Genomic DNA, 24,757 nt, shown 5'->3' on the forward strand with positions numbered 1-24,757 from the left:
GAAACTTTATAAAGAGGGTTGCGTTTTATATGTATAACAATTATAATGACTTAGTATTGGGTAAAAAACTCACAAACAACTCTGTTCCGGATGGTTCAGGGCAAAGGAGCTGAAAACAATGAAACAAAATACTCATCCTGAGTACCACAAAGTTATATTTTTAGACACTACTACAGATTTTAAATTCTTAAGTGGTTCTACTAAATCATCTTCAGAAACTATGGAATGGGAAGATGGAAATGAATACCCAGTTATTCGTTTAGACATTTCATCTGATTCTCATCCATTCTACACAGGACGTCAAAAATTCGCTGCTGCGGATGGTCGTGTTGAGCGTTTCAACAAGAAATTCGGTTACAAATCAAGCAACGAATAATTGTTGTCGTAAAGCATTCTCATATTTATATGAGAGTGCTTTTTTTGTTAGTCTAACTATAGATTAGCTATGACAGGTTACATATCTATATATTTGGTAGTTTGTTTAAATAATTAATAAAAAACACTGTGAAAGTACAGATTTCTACAATGCAAATATGCTATAATAAATCGATTATGTTTTGAAAAGGATGGACTCATTATGTATGAAACTTATCATTCTGGTTGGATAGAATGTATCACTGGCAGCATGTTTAGTGGTAAATCAGAAGAATTAATACGACGTTTACGTAGAGGTTTATATGCTAAACAAAAGGTAGTAGTATTTAAACCAGCTATAGATGACCGATATCATAAAGATAAAATAGTCTCTCATAATGGGAATGCAATTGAAGCATTTAATATTTCAACAGCTTCTGAGATATTAAGACATGATTTAACAGACGTAGGTATCATTGGTATTGATGAAGTGCAATTTTTTGAAGACGAAGTAGTAAAAATTGCCGAACATTTAGCTTCTCAAGGCCATAGAGTAATAACTGCTGGCTTAGATATGGATTTTAGAGGCAAGCCTTTCAGACCAATACCTGAGTTACTAGCTGTTAGTGAAATCGTTACTAAATTGCAAGCTGTATGTGCAGTTTGTGGTGCATCATCAAGTCGTACACAACGACTCATTGACGGCAAACCAGCTAAAATTGATGATCCAATTATTTTGGTAGGTGCAAATGAAAGCTACGAACCGAGATGTAGAGCGCATCATGTTGTAGCGCCAAGTGATAATGACAAGGAGGAACTATAAGTGTTTGATCAATTAGATATAGTAGAAGAACGATACGAACAATTAAATGAATTATTAAGTGACCCTGATGTTGTAAATGATTCAGCGAAATTACGTTCTTATTCAAAAGAACAAGCGGATTTACAAAAAACCGTTGAAGTTTATCGTGATTATAAACAAGTTAACGAAGACATTGGTGAAATTGAAACAATGTTGAATGATACTAAAGATAAAGACGAAATCGAAATGTTAAAAGAAGAGTTACAAAGCTCAAAAGAGAGAATTCCTCAATTAGAAGAAGAATTGAAATTCTTACTTATACCTAAAGATCCTAACGATGATAAGAATGTTATCTTAGAAATTAGAGCTGCTGCTGGTGGAGATGAAGCTGCGATTTTCGCAGGTGACTTATTTAGAATGTACTCTAGATATAGTGAAACACTAGGGTATAAAACAGATGTCGTAGAAATGAATGATAGTGATCATGGTGGTTATAAAGAAATCAGTGTCATGATTCAAGGCCAAGGTGCTTATTCAAAATTAAAATACGAAAATGGCGCACACCGTGTACAACGTGTTCCGGAAACTGAATCAGGTGGACGTATTCATACATCAACATCAACAGTTGCTGTCTTACCAGAAGCTGAAGACGTTGAAGTTGAAATTCGTAATGAAGATATTAAGGTTGATACTTATCGTTCAAGTGGTGCAGGTGGTCAGCACGTAAATACTACTGACTCAGCTGTGCGTATTACACATTTACCAACAGGTACTGTCGTAACATCACAAGATGAAAAGTCTCAAATTAAAAACCGTGAAAAAGCGATGAAAGTATTAAAAGCACGTGTGTATGACATGAAGGTACAAGAAGAAGAAGCTAAATATGCGTCAGAGCGTAAATCTGCAGTAGGAACTGGTGACCGTTCTGAAAGAATTAGAACATATAACTATCCTCAAAACAGAGTAACAGACCATCGTATAGGTTTAACTATCCAAAAACTCGATCAAGTTATGGAAGGTAAGTTAGACGAAATAATAGATGCACTTACGATGTCCGAACAAACCGAAAAATTGAAAGAACTAAATAATGGTGAAATTTAAAGATTTTATTAGCGTTGCAAAGTCGAAATGTGTTGCTCAAGATATAGATGTTTCGAGTGTTGATTGGTTGATTATGGATTTGTTCAGTTGGAATCGTACAGATTTCATTATGAAACAAAATGAAATTCCGACTGAAAAGGAACAAAATATATTGGATGATGCTTTTGAACGTTTATATCAAGGAGAGCCTATACAATATATTGTTGGATTTCAAAGTTTTTATGGTGAACTGTTTGATGTGAATCAACATTGTTTAATACCTCGCCCTGAAACCGAAGAAGTTATGCTACATTTTTTGAATAAAGTTCATGATAATAGCAAAGTAGTGGATATAGGTACTGGTAGTGGTAATATACCGGTTATGTTAAAAAAGTTGAATCAATCATTAGAAGTTTATGCCACAGACATAAGTTTAGAAGCTTTAAATGTTGCTGAAAAAAATGCTGAAAAACATGATGTTGATATTAACTTTCTACATGGCGATACCTTAGCACCACTTATTGAACAACAAATTACAGTTGATGGATTAATTTCTAATCCGCCTTATATAGATAGAAAAGATATAGAAATTATGACAAGTTCGGTTGTTAAATATGAACCAGATAATGCGCTTTTTGCCGATGACCATGGATTGGCAATATACAAATCGATTTTAGAAGATTTACCTCAAGTGTTGAATGATAATGCGCAAGTCGTGTTTGAAATTGGTTTTAATCAAGGTAAAATTTTAAAATCTGTAATTGAGTCAATGTATTCACATTTAGACGTAAAGATTATTCAAGATATAAATAACAATGACAGAATCATTTCTTTTAATTGGTAAGAGTTATGTGTCTACGTATTTTACGTAGGTGCATAACTTTTTGTTTTATTTTAAAATAACTATGAAAGGTTGTGACGAGAGTGGATACAAAAACATGGGACTTTAGAAATATTAATGCACATTTACCCGCTAATGATGATATAGAAGAAATAAAACGTATATATCAACAAGGGGGATTGATTGCATTACCAACAGAGACAGTCTATGGGTTAGGTGGCAATGCTAAGAATGATGAAGCAGTCAAAGCTATATATGAAGCAAAAGGAAGGCCTTCAGATAATCCATTAATCGTACATATTCATAGTATGAGCCAGTTAGCTGATTTCACTCAAAATATTTCGGCTGAGACTTTAACATTAATGCGCCATTTTTGGCCAGGTCCAATTTCGTTTATCGTACCTCTGAAACCTGGGTACTTATGTGATAGGGTTTCCGGTGGATTGTCATCTATAGCTGTTAGAATGCCTAGCCATAAGGTAGGTCGTTATATTTTGCAGCAAGTTGATTTACCGATTGCTGCGCCGAGTGCTAATTTAAGTGGCAGACCTTCGCCTACATTGTTCGAGCATGTATATCAAGATTTAAATGGGCGTGTTGATGGAATAATCAATGGCGATCAAAGTGAAGAAGGATTAGAAAGTACAGTATTAGATTGCACCGTTTTCCCATTTAGAATTGCTAGACCAGGGTCTATAACGAAACAAATGATTGAAGATGTTATACCTAATAGCGTTGATGCAGTTACAGACTATAATAGTGACAAACCTATAGCACCAGGTATGAAATATAAACATTATGCGCCTGATACGCCATTAACTATTATTCGTAACTTTAATAAAGTACCAACTACGTTAAGCGAATGGCACAAGGTAGCTTTCATTGTACCTGATAATAAAAAGCATTTAGTTCCACAAAAGGCACAGTTTATTTCATTGTGTTCAGATACGAATGATTTAAAGGAAGCCAATCATAACCTATACTCTATCTTGCATCGATTAGACAATGATACAAATATTAACCATGCTTATATTTATGGATTTAACGACTCAGAGCAATCGAATGCATATATGAATCGCTTAATGAAGGCAGCGAATCAACAAGAAATCGAGGGTGAAGATTTATGAGGATTATATTCGTCTGTACAGGTAATACATGTCGCAGTCCTATGGCAGAAAGTATTGCTAAAAAAGAGCTAGAGGAATGTGTAATTGAATCCAGAGGTCTTTTTGCTATGGATGGTAGTCCTATTTCTGAAAATAGCCAAGAGATTATTTCGGAAAAAAATTTACCAGAAAGCAGCACTGCCAAAACATTTTCAACAGAAGATTTAACGGCGGACTATATTTTTACAATGACCCAAACGCATAAACATTCATTATTTAATCAATATGGGGAACAAAATAATATTTATACGCTTAAAGAATTTATTGGTGAAAAAGGCGATATTTCTGACCCTTTTGGTGGGAATAAGCGCGATTATGAAGCAATTTTTGCAGAATTATCGTCTTTAATTGTAAAGGTCAAGGAAAAAATTATGAAAACATAAATTTGCATAATTGGTATAAGTTATCTGAAAAATAAGTTATAATGTTTACGTGTAGCGAGTTTGCTATATATTTTTTCTGAAGTTGTTCGGTTTGTGGAAAATATATATTACTTTTATAGGGGGTGGGTAAAATTGGAAAAAGATTTAGCATTGTTACTTGAAGAATTGAAAAATCGTGATTTTTTCAAAGAGAATGAACTTTGTATTATAGGTTGTTCAACTTCCGAAATTATCGGTGAAAGCATTGGTTCTGTAGGTTCTATGGATGTAGCAGAAAAGATATATAATCAACTCAAGACAATTGAGCGAGACACTGGCGTGTCGTTTGTGTATCAAGGATGTGAACATATTAATAGAGCAGTAACAATAGATCGATCAAATTTTAACCCATTAACGATGGAAGAAGTTACAGTCGTTCCAGATATACATGCTGGGGGCAGTATGGCTACATATGCTTATCAACAATTAGATAATCCAATGGTAGTTGAATATATTTCTGTACCAAAAGGAATTGATATTGGCCAAACGCTTATTGGCATGCATATTAACCACGTTGCTATACCAGAACGTACTGAGACGAAGAAAGTCGGCGAGGCTTTTGTAACTGTAGCATCATCTAGACCTAAAAAAATTGGTGGCGAACGAGCGAAATATAATTAATTAAAAGTGAGGGAACTATACCAATGTCATTTATCCAAAAGCAAGATAAAGAAATCTATGAAGTAATCCAGAATGAATTTAACCGTCAAAATAACAATATCGAACTTATTGCATCAGAAAACTTTGTTTCTGAAGCGGTTATGGAAGCTCAAGGTTCAGTATTAACTAATAAATATGCTGAAGGTTACCCTAATAGAAGATATTATGGTGGCTGTGAATTCGTTGATGTATCTGAAAGTATTGCTATCGATCGTGCGAAAAAACTTTTCGGCGCTGAACACGTAAATGTTCAACCACACTCTGGTTCACAAGCAAATATGGCTGTTTATTTAGTTGCTTTAGAACATGGTGATACTGTGCTTGGTATGAATTTAAGCCATGGTGGACATTTAACTCACGGAGCTCCTGTAAACTTTAGTGGACAATTTTACAACTTCGTCGATTACGGTGTAGACAAAGACACTGAACAAATTGATTATGACGAAGTATTAAGTATTGCTAAAAAACACCAACCAAAATTAATCGTTGCGGGTGCTTCAGCATATTCACGCGAAATTGATTTTAAACGATTTAAAGAAATCGCTGATGAAGTAGGCGCTAAACTAATGGTTGATATGGCTCATATCGCAGGTTTAGTTGCTGTTGGATTACACCAAAATCCAGTTGAATATGCAGATTTCGTTACGACAACAACACATAAAACTTTACGTGGCCCACGTGGTGGTATGATTTTATGTAAAGAAGAGTATAAAAAAGACATTGATAAAAAAATCTTCCCAGGCATCCAAGGTGGTCCTTTAGAGCACGTAATTGCTGCTAAAGCAATTGCTTTCGGTGAAGCTTTACAAGATGATTTCAAAACGTATCAACAACAAGTTATTAAAAATGCACAAACACTTGCAGATACACTTAACAAAGAAGGTTTCCGTGTGGTTTCAGGCGGTACGGACAATCATTTAGTAGCAGTAGACGTTAAATCATCTGCAGGCATTACAGGTAAAGTTGCAGAAGAAACGCTTGATGCAATTGGTATCACTTGTAATAAAAATACAATTCCATTCGATCAAGAAAAACCATTCGTTACGAGCGGTATAAGACTAGGTACGCCTGCTGCAACTACACGTGGTTTTGACGAAAAAGCTTTTGAAGAAGTAGGTAAAATCATGAGTTTAGTGCTAAATAATCCTGAAGATGACAAAGCACTATCTGAAGGTAAAGAACGCGTAAAACAATTAACTACAAAATATCCTTTATATAATTAAACCTTAGGAGGGAAATGAATTATGGGCAAAGTACATGTTTTTGACCATCCATTAATCCAACACAAATTAAGCTATATTAGAGATGTACACACGGGTACGAAAGAATTCAGAGAACTTGTTGATGAAGTAGGTATGCTAATGGCCTATGAAGTGACAAGAGATCTAGAATTACAAGATGTTAAAATTCAAACACCTGTGACTGAAATGGTTGCAAAACGATTAACAGGGAAAAAATTGGCATTCGTACCTATTTTAAGAGCAGGATTAGGAATGACTCAAGGTATTTTAAACCTTGTGCCAGCTGCTAGAATTGGTCATATCGGCTTATATAGAGATCCTAATACTTTAGAAGCAGTCGAATACTTTGCTAAACTACCTCAAGATATTGAAGAAAGAGAAATCGTGGTCGTTGACCCTATGTTAGCTACTGGTTCTTCAGCAATTGAAGCAATTAACTCTCTTAAGAAAAGAGGAGCAAAACACATTCGTTTTATGTGCCTAATTGCAGCACCAGAAGGTGTAGAAAAAATGAAAGCGGCTCATGAAGATGTTGATATTTACATTGCAGCACTAGACGAGAAATTGGATGACCATGCATATATCATCCCTGGACTAGGCGATGCTGGTGACCGTTTATTTGGTACAAAATAGAACACCAGGAGTGTATTAATATGAAAAAAATTATGACTGTTTTTGGTACTAGGCCAGAGGCAGTGAAAATGGCACCGTTAGTACAATCTTTAAAGGCAACCGAAGAATTACAGCCTGTAGTGGTAGTTTCTGCACAACATCGTGAAATGTTGGATGGCGTGCTTGAAACTTTCCATATAAAGCCAGATTATGATTTAGATATTATGCAACAAGGGCAAACTTTGTCCGAAATCACCTCAAGAGTGTTAATGAAATTAGAAAGTGTCATTAAAGAAGTACAACCCGATATGATTCTTGTTCATGGTGACACGATGACTACTTTTGCGGGTAGTTTAGCGGCATTGTATAACCAAATTCCAATTGGTCATGTTGAAGCAGGTCTAAGAACTTGGAATAAATATGCGCCATTTCCTGAAGAGATGAATAGGCAAATGGTAGGAGTAATGGCAGATTTGAACTTTGCTCCTACCAATAATGCTGCTCGAAATTTAATTAACGAAAACAAAGATGAATCATCGATAGTCGTTACTGGTAATACAGCAATTGATGCAATGGACACAACGATTGAAGTTGATTATGACTCGGAAATTATCCAAAAGCATAAAGATAAACGTGTCATTTTATTAACCGCGCATCGAAGAGAGAACATAGGCGAGCCTATGGCTAATATCTTTAAAGCAGTCAGAAGAATCGTTGAACAATATGAAGATGTCGTCGTCGTTTATCCAATGCATAAAAACCCAAAAGTTAGGACTATTGCGCAACAGTATTTAGGCAATCATGAACGTATTGAATTAATCGAACCACTCGGTGTCATAGATTTTCATAATTTTGCAAATAATGCTTATTTTATATTGACAGATTCAGGTGGTGTACAAGAAGAGGCACCATCACTAGGTAAGCCTGTTTTGGTTCTCCGTGATACGACAGAGAGACCTGAGGGCGTTGAAGCAGGTACGTTAGAAATTGTAGGTACTGAAGAGGAATACGTTTTTAACGCCACAGTTCAATTGTTAGATGATGAAAACCATTACCAACAAATGAGTCAGGCGCGTAATCCGTATGGCGATGGACAAGCTTCTAAAAGAATTTGCGATAATATTAAATATTATTTTGGTTTGATAGATAAAAAACCAGAACCATTTATATAAAAAAATATATTTAACTTTATTTGTGACAATTTAATGACATAAATTAAGATTTTTTAATAACAATTTGAATAGAATTGACAGGCTTTAAACGCTATATTATTATTAAATTTGTATGAGTGGAACGGTTTTCATAAATTAGGAATTAATGAAATGAGGCACAAAATTGAAACGTTTTCACATCATCTTCAATCAATACATTCAATACTATATATATACACTTATTGTATTGGTTATTGTGTTTTTTTTCACAAATTCACCATTTGTATTAGGACTCATAATAGGGATAATAGGATCGCTAATAAATACATTTACTTTCGAATATTATTTAGCTAAGGCTAAAAAGAGTGAAACTATACATATATCTACGGGCAATGTTTGGAGATATTTAACGGCGATTTTAGCATGTGTATTATGGGCTTGTTTTAAAGACAATATTAATATTTTTGGTGTAATTGTTGGTTTGTTAGTTTCTTATGTTTTAGTTATTTTCAAACCGTTAATTCATAAGAAGAAAGTTTAAGTTTAAGTGAGGTGAAAAAAACATGCAACACGATCATCCTCTTGTCAGTTGGAAAGTGTTTGGTTTAGACATCGTGTTTAATTTAGCATCCATTATGATGTTGATTATTACGGCGGTTATTGTATTTGTAGTAGCTATTATTTGTACGCGTAATCTTCAAAAACGACCAACAGGCAAGCAAAACTTCATAGAGTGGGTTTTTGACTTTGTTAGAGGCATCATATCAAGTAACATGTCTTGGTCGAAAGGTGGACAATTCCATTTCTTAGCAGTTACATTGATATTATTTATTTTTGTCAGTAACATGCTCGGATTGCCATTTTCAGTAGTGACCGGCCATACATTATGGTGGAAATCACCTACTGCAGATGCAACGGTGACTCTAACGCTTTCAACACTCATAATATTGTTGACGCATTATTATGGTATTAAAATGAGAGGAACCAAAAACTATTTTGGTAATTATACGAAGCCATTATTCTTGTTACCCATTAACGTGTTCGAAGAGTTTACTTCAACGTTGACGCTTGGTCTACGTTTATACGGTAATATTTATGCAGGTGAGTTATTACTTACTTTACTTTCAGGGTTAGTAGTAAATCATATTGCATGGGGTTGGATTATTGGCTTGCCAGGATTAGTAGTTTGGCAAGGATTCTCAATCTTTATTGGTACCATCCAAGCATATATATTTATAATGCTTTCAATGGTTTACATGTCACATAAAGTACAAAGTGACCATTAATTCAGTTATTAAACAATTTAAACAAAATTTAGGAGGATTTATAAATGAATTTAATCGCAGCAGCAATCGCAATTGGTTTATCAGCATTAGGCGCAGGTATCGGTAACGGTCTTATCGTTTCAAGAACAGTAGAAGGTGTTGCACGTCAACCAGAAGCTCGTGGACAATTAATGTCAATTATGTTTATCGGTATTGGTTTAGTTGAGGCATTACCTATCCTTGGTCTTGTAATTTCATTCATCGTAATGTTCATGTAATTACACTTAAATAGGCGAAGTCGTTACGACTTTGCCCTTCGTTTTACTATTAAGCAATTGGTTATAATGGATGAAAGGAGTGTAAGGCTAAGTGACTGCTACGACAAATATGTTCGTACTTGGTGCAGCTGAAGCACATGGCGTTCAGTGGGGAACTATTTTTGTTACTGCAATAACGTTTCTTGTTTTATTAGCATTATTAAAGAAATATGCATGGGGTCCATTAAAAGAAGTAATGGATAAACGTGAACGTGACATTAATAAAGACATTGACGACGCTGAACAAGCTAAGTTGAATGCACAAAAGTTAGAAGAACAAAACAAACAAACGTTAAAAGAAACTCAAGATGAGGTTCATCGTATGATTGAAGAAGCTAAAGTACAAGCACGTCAACAACATGAAGAAATTATTCATGAAGCTAATGTACGTGCGAACGGAATGATTGAAACAGCTCAAAACGAAATTAATAGTGAAAAAGAACGCGCAATCGCGGATATTAATAATCAAGTTTCAGATTTATCTGTACTTATTGCTTCAAAAGTATTACAAAAAGAAATCAGCGAACAAGATCAAAAAGCATTAGTTGAAAAGTACATTAAAGAGGCAGGGGATAAATAATGGCGAAAGTAGCAATGAAATACGCTAAAGCTTTATTTGATGCCTCTCTAGATGCTAATAGCTTGGATGTCGTTTATGAAGAATTTTCTGAGGTTGAAAAAGGTGTTTCTTCTGAAATCCATGGTTTAAAAGAGTTAGACCTAGACCCTAAAAAAAATAAAGAACAACGCGTTCAATTTGCTGAAAAAGTGTTTGCAAGTGCCAATGATTATTTATTAAATATGTTAAAAGTACTTGCTTCAAATAGACATCTTGGAATGATTAGTGATGTTTATAATTCATTTAATCATCTATACAATAAACACAATAACCGAGATTACGCAGTTGTAGAATCTGTATATGCTTTATCAAATGATGAATTAGATGAAATCGGAAAAATAATAATACAGCAAACGAAATTATCTAAAGTCTTACTTAAAAACGAAATCAACAACGAACTAATTGGTGGTCTTCGTGTGAAAGTTGGTACTAAGGTAATGGATGCGAGTGTTCAAAACGATTTAGCTCAATTAGAGAAGAAATTTAAAAGAGCGCATTAATTAATAATAAAGGAGTGACATAGATGGCCATTAAAGCTGAAGAAATCAGCGCATTACTACGCTCACAAATTGAAAATTATGAGTCGGAAATGTCTGTAACTGATGTAGGTACAGTTTTACAAATTGGTGACGGCATTGCGTTAATTCATGGTTTAAACGATGTAATGGCTGGAGAGCTAATTGAATTTAAAACCGGCGTATTAGGCTTAGCTCAAAACTTAGAAGAATCAAACGTTGGTGTCGTTATTTTAGGACCATACGACGACATTAAAGAAGGCGACGAAGTTAAACGTACTGGTCGTATTATGGAAGTACCTGTTGGTAACGAATTAATAGGGCGAGTAGTTAACCCATTAGGACAACCAATCGATGGTCAAGGTCCAATCCATACTACAAAAACAAGACCTGTTGAGAAAAAAGCAACAGGCGTAATGGATCGTAAATCAGTTGATCAACCATTACAAACAGGTATTAAAGCAATCGACGCATTGGTACCTATTGGTAAAGGTCAACGTGAGTTAATTATCGGTGACCGCCAAACTGGTAAAACTACTGTTGCTTTAGATACTATTTTAAACCAACATGATCAAGATACTATTTGTATTTATGTAGCTATTGGTCAAAAAGACTCAACTGTACGTGCAAACGTTGAAAAACTACGTCAAGAAGGTGCATTAGATTACACTATCGTAGTATCAGCTTCTGCAGCAGATCCTGCACCACTTTTATACATTGCACCTTATGCTGGTGTAACTATTGGTGAAGAGTTCATGTTTGATGGTAAAGACGTATTAGTCGTTTATGATGATTTAACTAAACAAGCTTCTGCTTACCGTGAATTATCACTATTATTACGTAGACCACCAGGCCGTGAAGCATATCCAGGTGATGTGTTCTACTTACATAGTAGATTGCTAGAAAGAGCAGCTAAATTAAATGACGAATTAGGTGGTGGTTCAATCACTGCATTACCTATTATTGAAACACAAGCAGGCGATATTTCTGCATACGTACCAACTAACGTTATTTCAATCACTGATGGACAAATATTCTTACAATCAGACTTATTCTTCTCTGGTGTAAGACCAGCGATTAACGCAGGTCAATCAGTATCACGTGTAGGTGGTTCAGCACAAATTAAAGCTATGAAAAAAGTAGCAGGAACTTTACGTTTAGATTTAGCGTCATTCCGTGAGTTAGAATCATTCGCACAATTTGGTTCTGATCTAGACGAATTCACTGCACAAAAACTTGAACGTGGTAAACGTACTGTTGAAGTTTTAAAACAAGACAAAAACAAACCACTACCTGTAGAAAATCAAGTATTAATTATTTTTGCTTTAACTAAAGGTCATTTAGACGATATTCCTGTTGAAGATATTACGCGTTTCGAAAATGAATTAAACATTTGGGCTAAATCAAATGCAACAGAATTACTAGAAGAAATTAGAACAACTGGTGCATTACCGGATGCAGAAAAATTTGAAACAGCAATAAATGAATTCAAAAGAAGCTTTAGTAAATCAGAATAATTAGTAAGAGTTATGAAAAGGTGGTGAGATAATGGGATCTCTTAAAGAAATTGATACACGTATAAAATCCACGAAAAAAATGAAACAAATTACCAAAGCGATGAACATGGTATCAAGTTCTAAGTTACGTCGTGCGGAAAGTAATACAAAGTTATTTAGACCTTACATGGATAAAATGCAAGATGCTATAACAGCTGTAGCTGGTGCGAACCAACATTCAAACCATCCAATGCTTAAACAACGTGAAGTTAAAAGACGTGGTTACTTAGTCATTACTAGTGACAAAGGTTTAGCAGGTGCTTATAATGCCAATGTTTTAAAACATCTAATTAAAGACATGAATGAGAATCATAAAGACAATGATGATTATTCATTAGTAGTATTAGGTCAAACTGGTGTGGATTTTTTAACAAATAAAGGCTATCGCATTGATGACTCTTTAACGGAAGTGCCGGATCAACCTTCTTTCAAAAGCGTTCAAGCTATTGCTGAAAAGGCGATTGATTTATATAGTGATGAAGATATCGATGAATTAACGATTTATTTCAGTCATTTTGTCAATGTTTTAGAAAATAAACCTTCGAAGAAAAAGGTACTTCCATTATCTCCAGAAGATTCAAGTCTTGGGCATGGTCAAATGTCTTCTTACGAATTTGAGCCAGACAAAGAATCTATATTGAGCGTTATCTTACCTCAATACGTGGAAAGCTTAATATATGGAACAATCTTAGATGCAAAAGCAAGTGAACACGCTGCACGAATGACTGCAATGAAAAATGCATCAGATAACGCATCTGATCTTATTGATGATTTATCATTAGAATATAACAGAGCGAGACAAGCAGAAATCACCCAACAAATTACTGAAATTGTCGGTGGTTCAGCTGCACTTGAATAGAATTAAAAGGAGGATACAAAAAATGGGAGTAGGCCGTGTGACCCAAATTATGGGGCCAGTCGTAGACGTTCGTTTTGAACACAACGAAGTGCCTGAAATTAATAATGCCTTAGTATTAGATGTTGAAAATGGCGAAGAAACGACATCATTAACATTAGAAGTGGCTATCCAATTAGGCGATGACGTCGTTCGTACAATTGCTATGGATGGAACTGAAGGTGTTAAACGTGGTACTGAAGTTAAAGATACAGGTAGAAGTATTAGTGTACCAGTTGGAGATGCTACCTTAGGTAGAGTATTCAACGTTCTTGGTGACACAATTGACTTAGACGAAGAAATTGATTCTTCTGTACGTCGTGACCCAATTCATAGACAATCTCCAGCTTTTGACGAATTATCTACTAACGTAGAAATTTTAGAAACTGGTATCAAAGTAGTAGATTTATTAGCACCATACCTTAAAGGTGGAAAAATTGGTCTTTTCGGTGGTGCAGGTGTAGGTAAAACAGTTTTAATCCAAGAATTAATTAATAATATTGCACAAGAACATGGTGGTATTTCAGTTTTCGCAGGTGTTGGAGAGCGTACACGTGAAGGTAACGACTTATACTTCGAAATGAGTGATAGTGGCGTTATTAAAAAGACAGCTATGGTCTTCGGACAAATGAACGAACCACCTGGCGCACGTATGCGTGTTGCTTTATCAGGATTAACTATGGCTGAATATTTCCGTGATGAAGAAGGTAAAGACGTACTATTATTCATCGATAATATCTTCAGATTTACACAAGCCGGTTCTGAAGTATCAGCATTGTTAGGTAGACTACCTTCAGCAGTAGGTTATCAACCAACATTAAGTACAGAAATGGGTCAATTACAAGAACGAATTACTTCAACAAATAAAGGTTCTGTAACGTCAATCCAAGCAGTATTCGTACCTGCCGATGACTATACTGACCCAGCGCCAGCCAACGTCTTTGCTCACTTAGACTCTACAACTAACTTAGAACGTAAGTTAACTGAAATGGGTATTTACCCAGCAGTTGATCCACTAGCTTCTACTTCTAGAGCTTTGGAACCTAATATCGTAGGTCAAGAACACTATGACGTTGCTCGTGAAGTACAATCAACGTTACAAAAATATCGTGAATTACAAGATATTATTGCAATCTTAGGTATGGATGAGTTATCTGAAGAGGACAAACAGACAGTTGAACGTGCCCGTCGTATTCAGTTCTTCTTATCTCAAAACTTCCACGTTGCTGAACAATTTACTGGTCAAAAAGGATCATATGTTCCAGTTAAACGTACAGTTGCAGACTTCAAAGATATTCTTGAAGGTAAATATGACCATATTCCAGAAGATGCATTTAGACTTGTAGGTAGTATGGATGATGTAATTGAAAAAGCAAAAGATATGGGCGTTGAAGTTTAAAAAATTAGGAGGTATGGATAATGAGTACATTAAGCCTAAATATTGTCACTCCTAATGGCTCAGTTTACGACAGGGATGATGTCGAATTAGCTGTAATGCAAACGACAGCTGGTGAGATTGGTGTTATGTTTGGACACATTCCTACCGTAGCAGCGCTAAAAACTGGCTATGTCAAAATTAATTTTGATGGTGGGTCGGAATTTATCGCAGTGAGTGAAGGTTTTGTTGAAATTAGACAGCATAAACTATCTATTATTGTTCAAACTGCTGAAGCTGCTAAAGACATAGATGTTGATAGAGCACAAACAGCAAAAACAAAAGCCGAATCGCATTTGAATAACGAACAAAATAGCGGTGATCTACATAGAGCTGAGCGCGCACTTGAACGTGCGAATAACAGACTTTATGTTGCTAGTTTAAAATAAATTTATTAAAGAGAAGTTCCTCGAAGGAACTTCTCTTTTTTGTGACTACAAAAATATCTTTGATTAACATGTTTTAAAAAGGGAACGATACATAAAGTCAGACGTTAAAGTTATAATAAAAATAATGACAATATTATTTTAGTGAAAAGTATCTTTTGTAGAATTTTTCGTGTAGAATACTTTAATAGAGACGAATGAGGAGAATTTAATATGGAGTATTTAGGTCAATTTGCGATTATACATTTGATATTACATGTAGTATGTATTTGTATAAGTTATTGGGCATTAAATGTACTCAGATTGGATCAGTTTTTTAAAAAAGGTGACCCTTTAAAGGTACAAGTATGCATGATATTTTTAGCCATATTATTAGGTACTGCAGTAAGTAATTTTATCGTAGATTTATTACAATTTTCTACACAGGTAAAATATTTGTTACAATAATCCAAATAGTTGTTATTTAATTTTGAATATAGATATAATTATGTGGAAGAAAATATTCATATAATAAATGAGATGAAATTGTATATTAAGTGGAGGATAAATGATGGACAAGATAGTTATAAAAAGTGGCAATAAGTTAACAGGAGAGGTAAAGGCTTCAGGAGCAAAAAACGCGGTATTACCAGTTTTAACTGCGTCTTTACTTGCAGCGGAAGGTACAAGCAAATTACTTAATGTACCTGCATTAAGCGACGTAGAAACAATAAATAATGTGATTTCTACATTAAATGCAGAAGTGTCTTATGACAAAGATGGAGAAGCTGTTACTGTTGATGCGACGAAAGATTTATTTGAAGAAGCACCTTACGAATATGTTAGTAAGATGAGAGCAAGTATATTAGTTATGGGCCCTTTATTAGCACGTTTAGGCCATGCTAAAGTTGCATTGCCTGGTGGTTGTGCCATTGGATCAAGACCTATAGAACAACATATTAAAGGTTTTGAGGAACTAGGAGCAGAAATCCATATGGATGGTGGTTTCATTTACGCCAATGCGAAAGATGGACTTAAAGGTACTACGATTCATTTAGACTTCCCAAGTGTAGGTGCGACTCAAAATATTATTATGGCTGCTTCATTGGCTGAAGGTAAAACTGTTTTAGAAAATGTAGCACGTGAGCCAGAAATAGTAGATTTAGCAAACTACATTAATGAAATGGGTGGTAATGTTGTAGGTGCAGGTACCGATACAATCACAATTAATGGTGTAGATAAACTTCACGGTGTAACACATTCTATCATTCCAGACCGTATCGAAGCAGGTACGTTGTTAATTGCTGGTGCAATTACACGCGGTGATGTGTTAGTTAAAGGTGCAATCAAAGAACATATGACTAGCTTAGTCTACAAATTAGAAGAAATGGGAGTTAACCTTGAGTATTCTGACGAAGCCATTCGCGTTAGCGCAGAAGGTGAGTTGAAACCGGTAGACGTTAAAACATTACCACATCCTGGCTTTCCAACTGATATGCAATCACAAATGATGGCATTACTTTTAACAGCTGAGGGTAATAAAGTCGTTACTGAAACAGTATTTGAAAATAGATTTATGCACGTTGCAGAATTCCAACGTATGAATGCTAATATTACTGTAGAAGGTAGAAGTGCAAAAATTCAAGGTAAGAGCCAACTCCAAGGTGCTCAAGTAAAAGCGACAGACTTAAGAGCGGCTGCTGCTTTAATTTTAGCTGGATTAGTTGCAGAAGGAACAACACAAGTAACTGAGCTGAAACACTTAGACCGTGGGTATGTCGATTTACATGGTAAATTGAATTCATTAGGCGCTAACATTGAAAGAATTAACGACTAAATAAAATGTAGTTTATTGGAGGATTTAATAAAATGGAAACTATTTTCGATTATAATCAAATTAAGCAAATCATCCCACATAGACAACCATTTTTATTAATTGATAAAGTGGTTGAATATGAAGAAGGTAAACGTTGCGTTGGTATTAAACAAGTATCAGGCAATGAACCATTTTTCCAAGGTCATTTTCCTGAATATGCAGTTATGCCTGGCGTATTAATTACAGAAGCATTAGCACAAACTGGTGCCGTTGCAATGCTAAATAATGAAGAAAATAAAGGTAAACTTGCGCTTTTTGCTGGTATTGATAAATGCCGTTTTAAACGTCAAGTTGTACCAGGTGATACATTAACTTTAGAAGTAGAAATTACTAAAATTAAAGGCCCTATTGGTAAAGGTAGTGCCAAAGCAACTGTAGATGGACAAGTAGCTTGTAGTTGTGAATTAACATTTGCCTTACAAGATGCTAAATAATAATAAAAAGAGCTTAACTTTTCATAAGTTAAGCTCTTTTTATTTAGTGTTTATCTGGCTTTTCATCTTTTAGACGAGGTTTAGATTGCATTAATCTATTGAAAGAGGTTTTTAATTCGTCTCCCGATAATCCTTCATCTACGAGTTGTTCTAATAAACTTTCGGCATATACTTGTCTTAAAGTATAAATATGACATTCAAAAACGACCGAAATTGATCCATTTAATTTCGTGATGTGTTTAATCGTCGCATCAAATAAAGCTGGGTCATTTGATGGGCGCGTAATGACCACACGAATATCTAATAATGTTTCATTATCCATATATGATTGCATAGTGTCATAATGATAATCTGGAATGACAAGTTCTAACAGCCACCCCGTACCGCTACTTTCTTTATTAATAATGACACCATCTTCCAATTCATATTCAGTTACACCGCCGTTTTCTGAAACGATTTGGAATCTAACAGCTTTAAATGTTTTCATTGCCTCACATCCATTAAAGAAATTTAACTTTTACAATAAATAAGATTATGATGCCATTATAACGTAAATTCAATTTGATAAGCCAATTTTTATAAAATATAGCAAACAATTTTTCCTAGTATTATAATAAACTGGCTTTTGACGCTATTAAGTAACCCAATTATGATATAGCTAACAAGGAGGTGAACTATGATAAATAATATAGTTGTCGTCGGACGACTAACTAAAGATCCACAACTTTTTAGCAAGGACGAAACAGACTACGTTTCATTATGTCTCGCAATAGATAGACCTTATAAGCGCAATGATCAACAGCAAAATTGTGATTTTTTATTTTGTAAGGCTTTTGGAAACAATGCTAAAAATATCTATCGTTACTTATTAAAAGGGGCACTTGTAGGTGTAACTGGCCATATGCGATCTTCTAAATATGAAAAAGAAGGGCAAATGCATTATGTTACTGAAATCATCATTGATACAATCAAATTTATGTCTCCTAAAGTAAAACAACAGCATAACCAAATTATTGAACCATGTAATCAAGACGCTACTGATTTAACATTCTCCTTGAATTAATCTATATAACTGAAATGATTTATCCTCAATTTCAATCACATTAATAAACTAACCACCATTTTTTATCAACCATCATACCAAACTTATCAATCCTATTATAATTATACTTGTTAAAGGCTATTGCATATGTCTAATTATACATATAGCAATAGCTTTTTTGGTTTTATATATGGATAATTTAGTCTTAAATTTAAACAGAAAAATCAGATTTATTACATATGTATTACAAGAAAAACAGAAGTTGATAAATTTTCAAAACTGGCATGAAAGTATAAATTAATTTCAAAAGGTTTTACTTGGCCTTTATTTAATGTAATTACGTTGTAAAAAAATGCCGATTTTTTTTATTTCACTGTAACCTACAGTCTTTTTACAGATGTTACATTGGTAATTGCAAATTGATGATAAAACTAATTACCTTATAGGAGGATTTTTTAAATTATGAAAAAAACATTACTAACTTCAACTATAGCAGTAGGATTAGGCGTAACAGGATTAGCAACTGGACATCATGCAGATGCAGCAGAAACAACTGGAGCTAACCATGCGCACTTAGCAAACTTAGCACAAAATAACCCTTCTGAATTAAATGCAAAACCAGTTCAAGAAGGTTCATATAACATTAACTTTGATCAAAACAATACTAACTATCATTTTTCTTCAAATGGCCAAAGCTGGTCTTGGAGTTATAACGGTTATGGTAATCAAGCAGCTAATACTCAACAAGAACAACCACAACAAAGTGAACAAGCTCAACCACAACAACAAACACAACAAACTCAAGAGCAACCTAAACAACAAGAGCAAACTCAACAAAGTGCTCAAACTCAAGAACAACCTAAACAACAACAAGCACCACAAACTGAACAAACTCAACAACCACAACAAGAATCTACTTCAAGCTCAAATGAATCAAGTTCAAGTGATGACAGCGGTTCTTCAGTAAACGTTAACGGTCACTTAAAACAAATCGCACAACGTGAATCAGGTGGCGACATCCACGCTACAAACCCATCAACTGGTGCATCAGGTAAATATCAATTCCTACAAACTACATGGGATTCAGTAGCACCTGAACAATATAAAGGTCAACCAGCTTCATCAGCTCCAGAATCAGTACAAGATAAAGCAGCAGTGAAATTATACAACACTGAAGGTGCTTCACAATGGGTTACTGCATAATTTAAGTATAAATTATGTAATGTAATATCCAATAAAAGTCCTGTCTATAAAAGACAGGGCTTTTTTTTCTTGCGCTTTTGCAAATTGCACGGGGATTTGTTATCTTTAATAAGAAAACATTATAGTAAAACTACTAGGGGAGCCTTTGGCTGAGATGATTTGATTCAGACCCTTACGACCTGATTTGGTTAGTACCAACGTAGGAAAGTAGTCTGCTGAGCTTGATTTATTAATTATGCCTAGTTAGTACTACATTCTTACGTGGAATGTAGTTTTTTTTATTAGGAGGAATTTTAACAATGACATTTTCACAAGATTTAAGAACAGCAGCAAAACCTATATTAGAAAATATATATAATGACAATTTCATTCAGCATATGCTTGCTGGTGATTTATCGGAAGAAGCAGCAAGATTTTATTTAAGAGCCGATGCATCTTACTTAAAAGAGTTTGCCAATATTTATGCGTTGCTTATTCCAAAAGTATCTACTTTAGAAGACGTAAAATTTTTGGTAGAACAAATACAATTTATCGTGGATGGTGAAGTTGAAGCGCATGAAATAATAGCTAATTATATAGGCGAAGATTACAATGACATTGTACAAGAGAAAGTATGGCCACCAAGCGGGGACCATTATATAAAACATATGTATTATAATGCGTTTAGTAAAGAAAATGCGGCACATACGATAGCGGCGATGGCGCCATGTCCATATGTTTATCAATATATCGCTCGCAAAGCTATAAAAGATGATGCTTTAAACAGAGATTGTGTTTTAGCTCAATGGTTCGATTTTTATAGCACAGAAATGGAAGAGCTCGTTAATGTTTTCGATAGATTATTAGATAAATTAACAGCTCATATTTCACAACAAGAGCGTGACGATATTAAAGAAAGCTATTTACAAAGTACAGTGCATGAACAAAACTTTTTCAATATGGCTTATATACAAGAATCATGGGATTTTGGAGGGAAATAATAATGAATAAACCGAAAATAGCATTAACAATTGCAGGAACTGACCCATCAGGTGGGGCTGGTGTTATGGCAGACTTAAAATCATTCCATGCATGTGGTGTATATGGCATGGCAGCTATAACAAGTATCGTGGCGCAAAATACAAAAGGCGTTCAACATATTCACAATTTGGATCCGCAATGGTTAGAAGAACAGTTAGAAAGTGTTTATGACGATGAATTACCGCATGCTTTAAAAACAGGTATGATTGCGTCTAAACCAATGATGGAATTAATCCAATCATATATATCTAAACACCCAGAAATTCCATACGTTATTGATCCAGTAATGCTTGCTAAAAGTGGGGATTCACTTATGGATGATGAAGGTAAAAAGAATTTAAAGTCTATTTTATTACCACTTGCTACAGTAGCTACGCCTAATATTCCTGAGGCGGAAGAAATTACAGGATTAACAATTAACAATGAAGCTGATGTATACAAGGCTGGTCATATTTTTATAAATGAAATAGGAAGTAAAGGCGTTGTGATTAAAGGTGGTCATGCAAATGATGACAAGCAAAATTCAACCGATTATTTATTTACAAAAGATGAAGTTTATAAATTTACTGAACCACGTTATGACACGCCACACACTCATGGTACAGGTTGTACTTTTTCCGCCGTCATTACTGCGGAATTAGCAAAAGGTAAATCAATACATGAAGCGGTCCAAAAAGCGAAGAAATTTATAGCTATGGCAATTCAATATACACCCGAAATAGGTAAAGGGCGTGGCCCAGTGAACCATTTTGCATATATGAAAAAGGAGGGCTTAGATGATGAATAATTTAGAAACGATTCGTCAACAAAATCCTTTAGTCGTATGTTACACGAATGATGTAGTGAAGAATTTTACTGCTAATGGATTATTAAGCTTAGGTGCTAGTCCTGCTATGAGTGAAGCACCAGAAGAAGCAGAAGATTTCTTTAAAGTGGCTTCAGCACTATTAATTAATATAGGCACACTTAATAAACTTCAAAGTGAAGATATGTTAAAAATCGCGCATATTGCTAATAATTCAGGTGTGCCAATCGTTTTTGATCCTGTAGCAGTAGGGGCTTCTCAATTTAGAAAATCCTTTTGCCATCAATTTTTATCAGAAGTAGATGTAACTGTTATTAAAGGAAATGCTTCAGAGATTTTATCTCTAATAGATGAAGATGCTACGATGAAGGGCACGGATAGTGCAGAAAACTTAGACGTCATTGATATTGCACGACGTGCACAGAAAAAATTTAACACGACAATAGCAATAACAGGCAAAGAAGATATTATTGCTCAAGAAGACAAAATTGTGAAATTATCTAATGGGTCACAATTGTTAACTAAAATAACAGGTGCTGGTTGCCTCTTAGGTGGTGTTATTGCTAGCTTTTTAAATCGTAGTTTAACGCCATCTATTGATAACGTCATTGAAGCTGTATCGATTTTTAATATTGCTGCTGAACAAGCAGAGAGTGAAACAGCATCAATAGGCCCTGGTTCATTTTTAACACGCTTTGTTGATAAGCTATATACGATTGAACACTCTGAATATATGCAGTTAAAACAATTAGAAGAGGTGTAAATAATGTTCCAACCAGATGATTTAAGGCTATACTTCATTTGTGGTACCCAAGATATAAGTAATGAACGTGACATAGTAGATGTAGTCAAAGCGGCTTTAGATGCAGGTATCACAATGTTCCAATTTAGGGAAAAAGGTAAGGGAACATTAATTGGTAAAGAAAAAGAATTACTTGCTATAAAATTAAAAGAATTATGTCGCTCCTATAATGTCCCATTTATAGTAAACGATGATGTTTCTCTAGCAATAGCAATTGATGCTGATGGTATTCATGTTGGACAAGACGATGAAAACGTGTCCCATTTTGCTCAGCAATTTCAACATAAAATAATTGGTTTAAGCGTAGGCAATATTGAAGAATATCAAAATTCTGATTTGGCTCATGTTGACTATATTGGGGTAGGGCCAATGTTTCCGACTTCTTCAAAAGATGACGCAAATGCGCCCGTTGGTCCTGAAATGATTTTAAAACTGCGAGAAAAATTACAAGATTTCCCAATGGTAGGCATTGGAGGTATTTCATTAGCCAACTATAAACAGGTTATGAAAGCTCAAGCCAATGGTGTATCAGTGATTTCAGCAATCGCACAAAGTAATGATATAAAAACAACAGTCCACCAATTTTTACAATAAATTGATTAATAGTGAAAATATTATGTTTTTGATTTTCACTTGCACACTAATATGATAAAATGATTTTTGTGTGAATATATCATTAGAGGTGGAAAAATGAAGAAAAAAGCGCTATTACCTTTACTTTTGGGAGTAATGGTCTTTCTAGCAGGATGTGACTACTCTAAACCGAGCAACAGGAATGGATTCTTCTATAATACATTTGTTGAACCAATGGATAAATTATTACATTGGTTAGGGACTAGTTTTAATAATGACTATGGACTAGCAATTATTGTAATTGTTGTTGCTATACGTATAGTTTTATTACCATTCATGTTATCAAATTATAGAAATAGTCATATGATGCGTGAAAAAATGAAGGTGGCTAAACCGGATATTGATGCGGTTCAAGAGAAGGTTAAACGTTCTCGTACGCAAGAAGAAAAAATGGCTGCCAATCAAGAAATGATGGAAGTTTATAAAAAATATGATATGAACCCTATGAAGAGTATGTTGGGTTGTTTACCAGTGTTAATTCAAATGCCAGTCATTATGGGCTTATATTTCGTTTTGAAATCATCCAGTGGTGGATTTACTGAGCATCCGAATTTCTTATGGTTTGATTTATCTAAACCAGACATTTGGATAACAATTATTGCTGGTATTTTATACTTCTTGCAAGCTTATGTATCAAGTTTAAGTATGCCAAATGAACAACGTCAAATGGGTTACATGATGATGGTTATTTCTCCAATCATGATCGTGTGGATTTCATTAAGTTCTGCTTCAGCACTTGGCTTATATTGGTCAGTCAGTGCCGCATTCTTGATTGTACAAACGCATTTTGCGAACATATACTATTCAAGAGTTGCCAAAAGAGAAGTTGCACCAATGTTAGAAGCAATGAACAAAGACAAAAATGGCGACGGCAACAAAGCGAAAAATACACAAGTTGTATCTAAAAAAGGTAAGAAAAAATAATTAAAGTAAAAGCGTCTTTCAATATTTTGAAAGACGCTTTTTGTATTTGAACTATCTTTTAAGTTACCATTCTTCGAAAAATTGACGAACGAATTGTTGCATGAATGCGTGTCGCTTTTTAGCTATAGCATATGCAGTCTCAGTATGCATTAATTCTTTTAAATTAAATAGCTTTTCATAAAAATGTTTAATAGCAGAAGGTGATAAATTAGCCAAGCTATAAGTATCATTATTTAATGACTGATAGTCTATTTCATCAATCCACATAGGTTCGTCATATGCACCAGCAAATTGGAAAGTACGAGCAATACCGATAGCACCTAATGCATCTAAACGGTCAGCGTCACGGACGATTTGTCCTTCTTTTGATAACACTGTATGATGCTCTTTAGCATGGCTATAACTCATATGATTGATGATATGAAGTATGGCTTCACTATCATTATGATTGATTTGTATTGATGATAAGAATGTACGAAGTTTGTACGTAGCTTCTTCGGTATTTGTTAATTTTGAATCAACCGTATCATGTAGAAGACTTGCCATGTTTATTATAAAGGTATCGACAGGTTGCTCTCGTTGCGCTATATATAAAGCTAAACGTTCAACTCGATTAATATGTGCGATATCATGGCCTGAATAATCATTTTTATGAAACGTAGTCATAAAAGTACGCGCACTATTCAATTGCTCTTGTTGATTCATCTGCTTTCACCTCTATA

Annotated in this window: 31 protein-coding genes and 1 riboswitch; of the genes, 29 read left to right on the forward strand and 2 right to left on the reverse strand. The window is 34.6% G+C overall.

Annotated features, from left to right (window positions below; genetic code table 11):
* Window positions 1-118: 118 nt before the first annotated feature.
* The 22 genes from ISP08_RS04035 (at window position 119) to fabZ (ending at window position 17,606) form a co-directional block, all read left to right on the forward strand.
* On the forward strand, window positions 119-376 hold the full coding sequence (locus tag ISP08_RS04035; RefSeq protein ID WP_048792830.1) for a type B 50S ribosomal protein L31: 258 nt from the start codon (window positions 119-121) through the stop codon (window positions 374-376).
* Window positions 377-577: 201 nt separating this feature from the next.
* Window positions 578-1,177 (forward strand): thymidine kinase, encoded by a 600-nt coding sequence (locus tag ISP08_RS04040; protein WP_048792831.1) that lies wholly within the window; start codon window positions 578-580, stop codon window positions 1,175-1,177.
* Entirely contained in the window at window positions 1,178-2,257 is a 1,080-nt protein-coding gene (gene prfA, locus ISP08_RS04045) for a peptide chain release factor 1 (protein WP_048792832.1), read from the forward strand.
* Window positions 2,244-3,080, forward strand: coding sequence for a peptide chain release factor N(5)-glutamine methyltransferase (gene prmC, locus ISP08_RS04050; protein ID WP_195719541.1), 837 nt, complete (start codon window positions 2,244-2,246; stop codon window positions 3,078-3,080). The genes prfA and prmC overlap by 14 nt, the downstream gene beginning before the upstream one ends.
* 80 nt (window positions 3,081-3,160) lie before the next feature.
* Complete coding sequence (locus ISP08_RS04055; RefSeq protein WP_195719540.1) at window positions 3,161-4,204, forward strand: L-threonylcarbamoyladenylate synthase; 1,044 nt, start codon at window positions 3,161-3,163, stop codon at window positions 4,202-4,204.
* Window positions 4,201-4,626: a low molecular weight protein arginine phosphatase gene (locus tag ISP08_RS04060; RefSeq protein ID WP_195719539.1), complete on the forward strand. Its 426-nt coding sequence runs from the start codon at window positions 4,201-4,203 to the stop codon at window positions 4,624-4,626. Before ISP08_RS04055 ends, ISP08_RS04060 begins: the two co-directional genes overlap by 4 nt.
* 132 nt (window positions 4,627-4,758) lie before the next feature.
* A complete protein-coding gene (locus ISP08_RS04065) occupies window positions 4,759-5,286 on the forward strand; it encodes a TIGR01440 family protein (protein ID WP_195719538.1) in 528 nt (175 codons plus the stop codon).
* A 23-nt stretch (window positions 5,287-5,309) separates the two neighbouring features.
* Entirely contained in the window at window positions 5,310-6,548 is a 1,239-nt protein-coding gene (locus ISP08_RS04070) for a serine hydroxymethyltransferase (protein WP_195719537.1), read from the forward strand.
* 21 nt (window positions 6,549-6,569) lie between these two features.
* Window positions 6,570-7,199, forward strand: a complete 630-nt coding sequence (gene upp / locus ISP08_RS04075; RefSeq protein WP_048792838.1) for a uracil phosphoribosyltransferase — start codon at window positions 6,570-6,572, stop codon at window positions 7,197-7,199.
* 20 nt (window positions 7,200-7,219) lie between these two features.
* Complete coding sequence (wecB, locus tag ISP08_RS04080; protein ID WP_195719536.1) at window positions 7,220-8,350, forward strand: non-hydrolyzing UDP-N-acetylglucosamine 2-epimerase; 1,131 nt, start codon at window positions 7,220-7,222, stop codon at window positions 8,348-8,350.
* A 163-nt stretch (window positions 8,351-8,513) separates the two neighbouring features.
* Window positions 8,514-8,870 carry an ATP synthase subunit I gene (locus ISP08_RS04085; RefSeq protein WP_048792840.1) on the forward strand — a complete coding sequence of 119 codons (357 nt, stop codon included), beginning with the start codon at window positions 8,514-8,516 and terminating at the stop codon, window positions 8,868-8,870.
* 22 nt (window positions 8,871-8,892) lie between these two features.
* Window positions 8,893-9,615 (forward strand): F0F1 ATP synthase subunit A, encoded by a 723-nt coding sequence (gene atpB, locus ISP08_RS04090; protein WP_048792841.1) that lies wholly within the window; start codon window positions 8,893-8,895, stop codon window positions 9,613-9,615.
* Window positions 9,616-9,659: 44 nt separating this feature from the next.
* On the forward strand, window positions 9,660-9,872 hold the full coding sequence (gene atpE / locus ISP08_RS04095; protein WP_002510315.1) for a F0F1 ATP synthase subunit C: 213 nt from the start codon (window positions 9,660-9,662) through the stop codon (window positions 9,870-9,872).
* A gap of 91 nt (window positions 9,873-9,963) precedes the next feature.
* On the forward strand, window positions 9,964-10,491 hold the full coding sequence (locus ISP08_RS04100) for a F0F1 ATP synthase subunit B (protein ID WP_048792842.1): 528 nt from the start codon (window positions 9,964-9,966) through the stop codon (window positions 10,489-10,491).
* Window positions 10,491-11,030 (forward strand): F0F1 ATP synthase subunit delta, encoded by a 540-nt coding sequence (locus ISP08_RS04105; RefSeq protein WP_195719535.1) that lies wholly within the window; start codon window positions 10,491-10,493, stop codon window positions 11,028-11,030. The genes ISP08_RS04100 and ISP08_RS04105 overlap by 1 nt, the downstream gene beginning before the upstream one ends.
* Before the next feature lie 23 nt (window positions 11,031-11,053).
* Window positions 11,054-12,562, forward strand: coding sequence for a F0F1 ATP synthase subunit alpha (gene atpA, locus ISP08_RS04110; RefSeq protein ID WP_048792844.1), 1,509 nt, complete (start codon window positions 11,054-11,056; stop codon window positions 12,560-12,562).
* 31 nt (window positions 12,563-12,593) lie between these two features.
* Window positions 12,594-13,460 carry an ATP synthase F1 subunit gamma gene (gene atpG / locus ISP08_RS04115; RefSeq protein ID WP_195719534.1) on the forward strand — a complete coding sequence of 289 codons (867 nt, stop codon included), beginning with the start codon at window positions 12,594-12,596 and terminating at the stop codon, window positions 13,458-13,460.
* Window positions 13,461-13,482: 22 nt separating this feature from the next.
* A complete protein-coding gene (atpD, locus tag ISP08_RS04120) occupies window positions 13,483-14,895 on the forward strand; it encodes a F0F1 ATP synthase subunit beta (protein ID WP_048792846.1) in 1,413 nt (470 codons plus the stop codon).
* A gap of 20 nt (window positions 14,896-14,915) precedes the next feature.
* The gene (locus tag ISP08_RS04125; protein ID WP_048792847.1) at window positions 14,916-15,320 is read left to right on the forward strand and encodes a F0F1 ATP synthase subunit epsilon; all 405 of its coding nucleotides are present in this window, start codon (window positions 14,916-14,918) and stop codon (window positions 15,318-15,320) included.
* A 210-nt stretch (window positions 15,321-15,530) separates the two neighbouring features.
* Window positions 15,531-15,764 carry a DUF1146 family protein gene (locus ISP08_RS04130; protein WP_048792848.1) on the forward strand — a complete coding sequence of 78 codons (234 nt, stop codon included), beginning with the start codon at window positions 15,531-15,533 and terminating at the stop codon, window positions 15,762-15,764.
* Window positions 15,765-15,867: 103 nt separating this feature from the next.
* On the forward strand, window positions 15,868-17,133 hold the full coding sequence (gene murA, locus ISP08_RS04135; RefSeq protein ID WP_048792849.1) for a UDP-N-acetylglucosamine 1-carboxyvinyltransferase: 1,266 nt from the start codon (window positions 15,868-15,870) through the stop codon (window positions 17,131-17,133).
* A 32-nt stretch (window positions 17,134-17,165) separates the two neighbouring features.
* Complete coding sequence (gene fabZ, locus ISP08_RS04140; protein ID WP_048792850.1) at window positions 17,166-17,606, forward strand: 3-hydroxyacyl-ACP dehydratase FabZ; 441 nt, start codon at window positions 17,166-17,168, stop codon at window positions 17,604-17,606.
* A gap of 43 nt (window positions 17,607-17,649) precedes the next feature.
* Here the strand turns inward: fabZ and ISP08_RS04145 are convergent, their stop codons facing one another.
* Window positions 17,650-18,093 (reverse strand): YwpF-like family protein, encoded by a 444-nt coding sequence (locus ISP08_RS04145; protein ID WP_048792851.1) that lies wholly within the window; start codon window positions 18,091-18,093, stop codon window positions 17,650-17,652.
* 189 nt (window positions 18,094-18,282) lie between these two features.
* On the opposite strand from ISP08_RS04145, the gene ISP08_RS04150 reads away from it, so the two are divergent.
* From ISP08_RS04150 to yidC, 7 genes are all read left to right on the forward strand, one after another.
* Window positions 18,283-18,669: a single-stranded DNA-binding protein gene (locus ISP08_RS04150; protein ID WP_195719533.1), complete on the forward strand. Its 387-nt coding sequence runs from the start codon at window positions 18,283-18,285 to the stop codon at window positions 18,667-18,669.
* Between the two features lie 441 nt (window positions 18,670-19,110).
* Window positions 19,111-19,851: a transglycosylase family protein gene (locus ISP08_RS04155; protein WP_195719532.1), complete on the forward strand. Its 741-nt coding sequence runs from the start codon at window positions 19,111-19,113 to the stop codon at window positions 19,849-19,851.
* 125 nt (window positions 19,852-19,976) lie between these two features.
* Window positions 19,977-20,074, forward strand: a riboswitch (TPP riboswitch).
* A 76-nt stretch (window positions 20,075-20,150) separates the two neighbouring features.
* Complete coding sequence (tenA, locus tag ISP08_RS04160) at window positions 20,151-20,831, forward strand: thiaminase II (protein WP_195719531.1); 681 nt, start codon at window positions 20,151-20,153, stop codon at window positions 20,829-20,831.
* A gap of 2 nt (window positions 20,832-20,833) precedes the next feature.
* A complete protein-coding gene (gene thiD / locus ISP08_RS04165) occupies window positions 20,834-21,658 on the forward strand; it encodes a bifunctional hydroxymethylpyrimidine kinase/phosphomethylpyrimidine kinase (protein WP_195719530.1) in 825 nt (274 codons plus the stop codon).
* Complete coding sequence (gene thiM, locus ISP08_RS04170; protein WP_195719571.1) at window positions 21,651-22,439, forward strand: hydroxyethylthiazole kinase; 789 nt, start codon at window positions 21,651-21,653, stop codon at window positions 22,437-22,439. Before thiD ends, thiM begins: the two co-directional genes overlap by 8 nt.
* A gap of 3 nt (window positions 22,440-22,442) precedes the next feature.
* Window positions 22,443-23,072 (forward strand): thiamine phosphate synthase, encoded by a 630-nt coding sequence (gene thiE / locus ISP08_RS04175; RefSeq protein ID WP_195719529.1) that lies wholly within the window; start codon window positions 22,443-22,445, stop codon window positions 23,070-23,072.
* Window positions 23,073-23,168: 96 nt separating this feature from the next.
* Window positions 23,169-24,035 (forward strand): membrane protein insertase YidC, encoded by an 867-nt coding sequence (gene yidC / locus ISP08_RS04180; RefSeq protein ID WP_195719528.1) that lies wholly within the window; start codon window positions 23,169-23,171, stop codon window positions 24,033-24,035.
* A 63-nt stretch (window positions 24,036-24,098) separates the two neighbouring features.
* On the opposite strand, the gene ISP08_RS04185 is transcribed toward yidC, so the two are convergent.
* Window positions 24,099-24,740: an HD domain-containing protein gene (locus ISP08_RS04185; RefSeq protein ID WP_195719527.1), complete on the reverse strand. Its 642-nt coding sequence runs from the start codon at window positions 24,738-24,740 to the stop codon at window positions 24,099-24,101.
* Window positions 24,741-24,757 lie beyond the last annotated feature (17 nt).

This window comes from Staphylococcus lloydii, from assembly GCF_015775975.1.
GTDB classification, from domain to species: Bacteria; Bacillota; Bacilli; order Staphylococcales; family Staphylococcaceae; genus Staphylococcus; species Staphylococcus lloydii.

Bases quoted from the DNA above. Each gene is read 5' to 3' on its own strand.
- ISP08_RS04040 (WP_048792831.1), top strand. From the start codon at position 578: ATGTATGAAACTTATCATTCTGGTTGGATAGAATGTATCACTGGCAGC.
- atpB (WP_048792841.1), top strand. From the start codon at position 8,893: ATGCAACACGATCATCCTCTTGTCAGTTGGAAAGTGTTTGGTTTAGAC.
- ISP08_RS04145 (WP_048792851.1), bottom strand. From the start codon at position 18,093: ATGAAAACATTTAAAGCTGTTAGATTCCAAATCGTTTCAGAAAACGGC.
- atpE (WP_002510315.1), top strand. From the start codon at position 9,660: ATGAATTTAATCGCAGCAGCAATCGCAATTGGTTTATCAGCATTAGGC.
- prmC (WP_195719541.1), top strand. From the start codon at position 2,244: ATGGTGAAATTTAAAGATTTTATTAGCGTTGCAAAGTCGAAATGTGTT.
- thiD (WP_195719530.1), top strand. From the start codon at position 20,834: ATGAATAAACCGAAAATAGCATTAACAATTGCAGGAACTGACCCATCA.
- thiE (WP_195719529.1), top strand. From the start codon at position 22,443: ATGTTCCAACCAGATGATTTAAGGCTATACTTCATTTGTGGTACCCAA.
- tenA (WP_195719531.1), top strand. From the start codon at position 20,151: ATGACATTTTCACAAGATTTAAGAACAGCAGCAAAACCTATATTAGAA.
- thiM (WP_195719571.1), top strand. From the start codon at position 21,651: ATGAATAATTTAGAAACGATTCGTCAACAAAATCCTTTAGTCGTATGT.
- ISP08_RS04155 (WP_195719532.1), top strand. From the start codon at position 19,111: ATGAAAAAAACATTACTAACTTCAACTATAGCAGTAGGATTAGGCGTA.
- atpD (WP_048792846.1), top strand. From the start codon at position 13,483: ATGGGAGTAGGCCGTGTGACCCAAATTATGGGGCCAGTCGTAGACGTT.
- ISP08_RS04185 (WP_195719527.1), bottom strand. From the start codon at position 24,740: ATGAATCAACAAGAGCAATTGAATAGTGCGCGTACTTTTATGACTACG.
- atpG (WP_195719534.1), top strand. From the start codon at position 12,594: ATGGGATCTCTTAAAGAAATTGATACACGTATAAAATCCACGAAAAAA.
- ISP08_RS04070 (WP_195719537.1), top strand. From the start codon at position 5,310: ATGTCATTTATCCAAAAGCAAGATAAAGAAATCTATGAAGTAATCCAG.
- ISP08_RS04035 (WP_048792830.1), top strand. From the start codon at position 119: ATGAAACAAAATACTCATCCTGAGTACCACAAAGTTATATTTTTAGAC.
- ISP08_RS04125 (WP_048792847.1), top strand. From the start codon at position 14,916: ATGAGTACATTAAGCCTAAATATTGTCACTCCTAATGGCTCAGTTTAC.
- ISP08_RS04130 (WP_048792848.1), top strand. From the start codon at position 15,531: ATGGAGTATTTAGGTCAATTTGCGATTATACATTTGATATTACATGTA.
- atpA (WP_048792844.1), top strand. From the start codon at position 11,054: ATGGCCATTAAAGCTGAAGAAATCAGCGCATTACTACGCTCACAAATT.
- ISP08_RS04150 (WP_195719533.1), top strand. From the start codon at position 18,283: ATGATAAATAATATAGTTGTCGTCGGACGACTAACTAAAGATCCACAA.
- yidC (WP_195719528.1), top strand. From the start codon at position 23,169: ATGAAGAAAAAAGCGCTATTACCTTTACTTTTGGGAGTAATGGTCTTT.
- upp (WP_048792838.1), top strand. From the start codon at position 6,570: ATGGGCAAAGTACATGTTTTTGACCATCCATTAATCCAACACAAATTA.
- murA (WP_048792849.1), top strand. From the start codon at position 15,868: ATGGACAAGATAGTTATAAAAAGTGGCAATAAGTTAACAGGAGAGGTA.
- ISP08_RS04105 (WP_195719535.1), top strand. From the start codon at position 10,491: ATGGCGAAAGTAGCAATGAAATACGCTAAAGCTTTATTTGATGCCTCT.
- wecB (WP_195719536.1), top strand. From the start codon at position 7,220: ATGAAAAAAATTATGACTGTTTTTGGTACTAGGCCAGAGGCAGTGAAA.
- fabZ (WP_048792850.1), top strand. From the start codon at position 17,166: ATGGAAACTATTTTCGATTATAATCAAATTAAGCAAATCATCCCACAT.
- ISP08_RS04060 (WP_195719539.1), top strand. From the start codon at position 4,201: ATGAGGATTATATTCGTCTGTACAGGTAATACATGTCGCAGTCCTATG.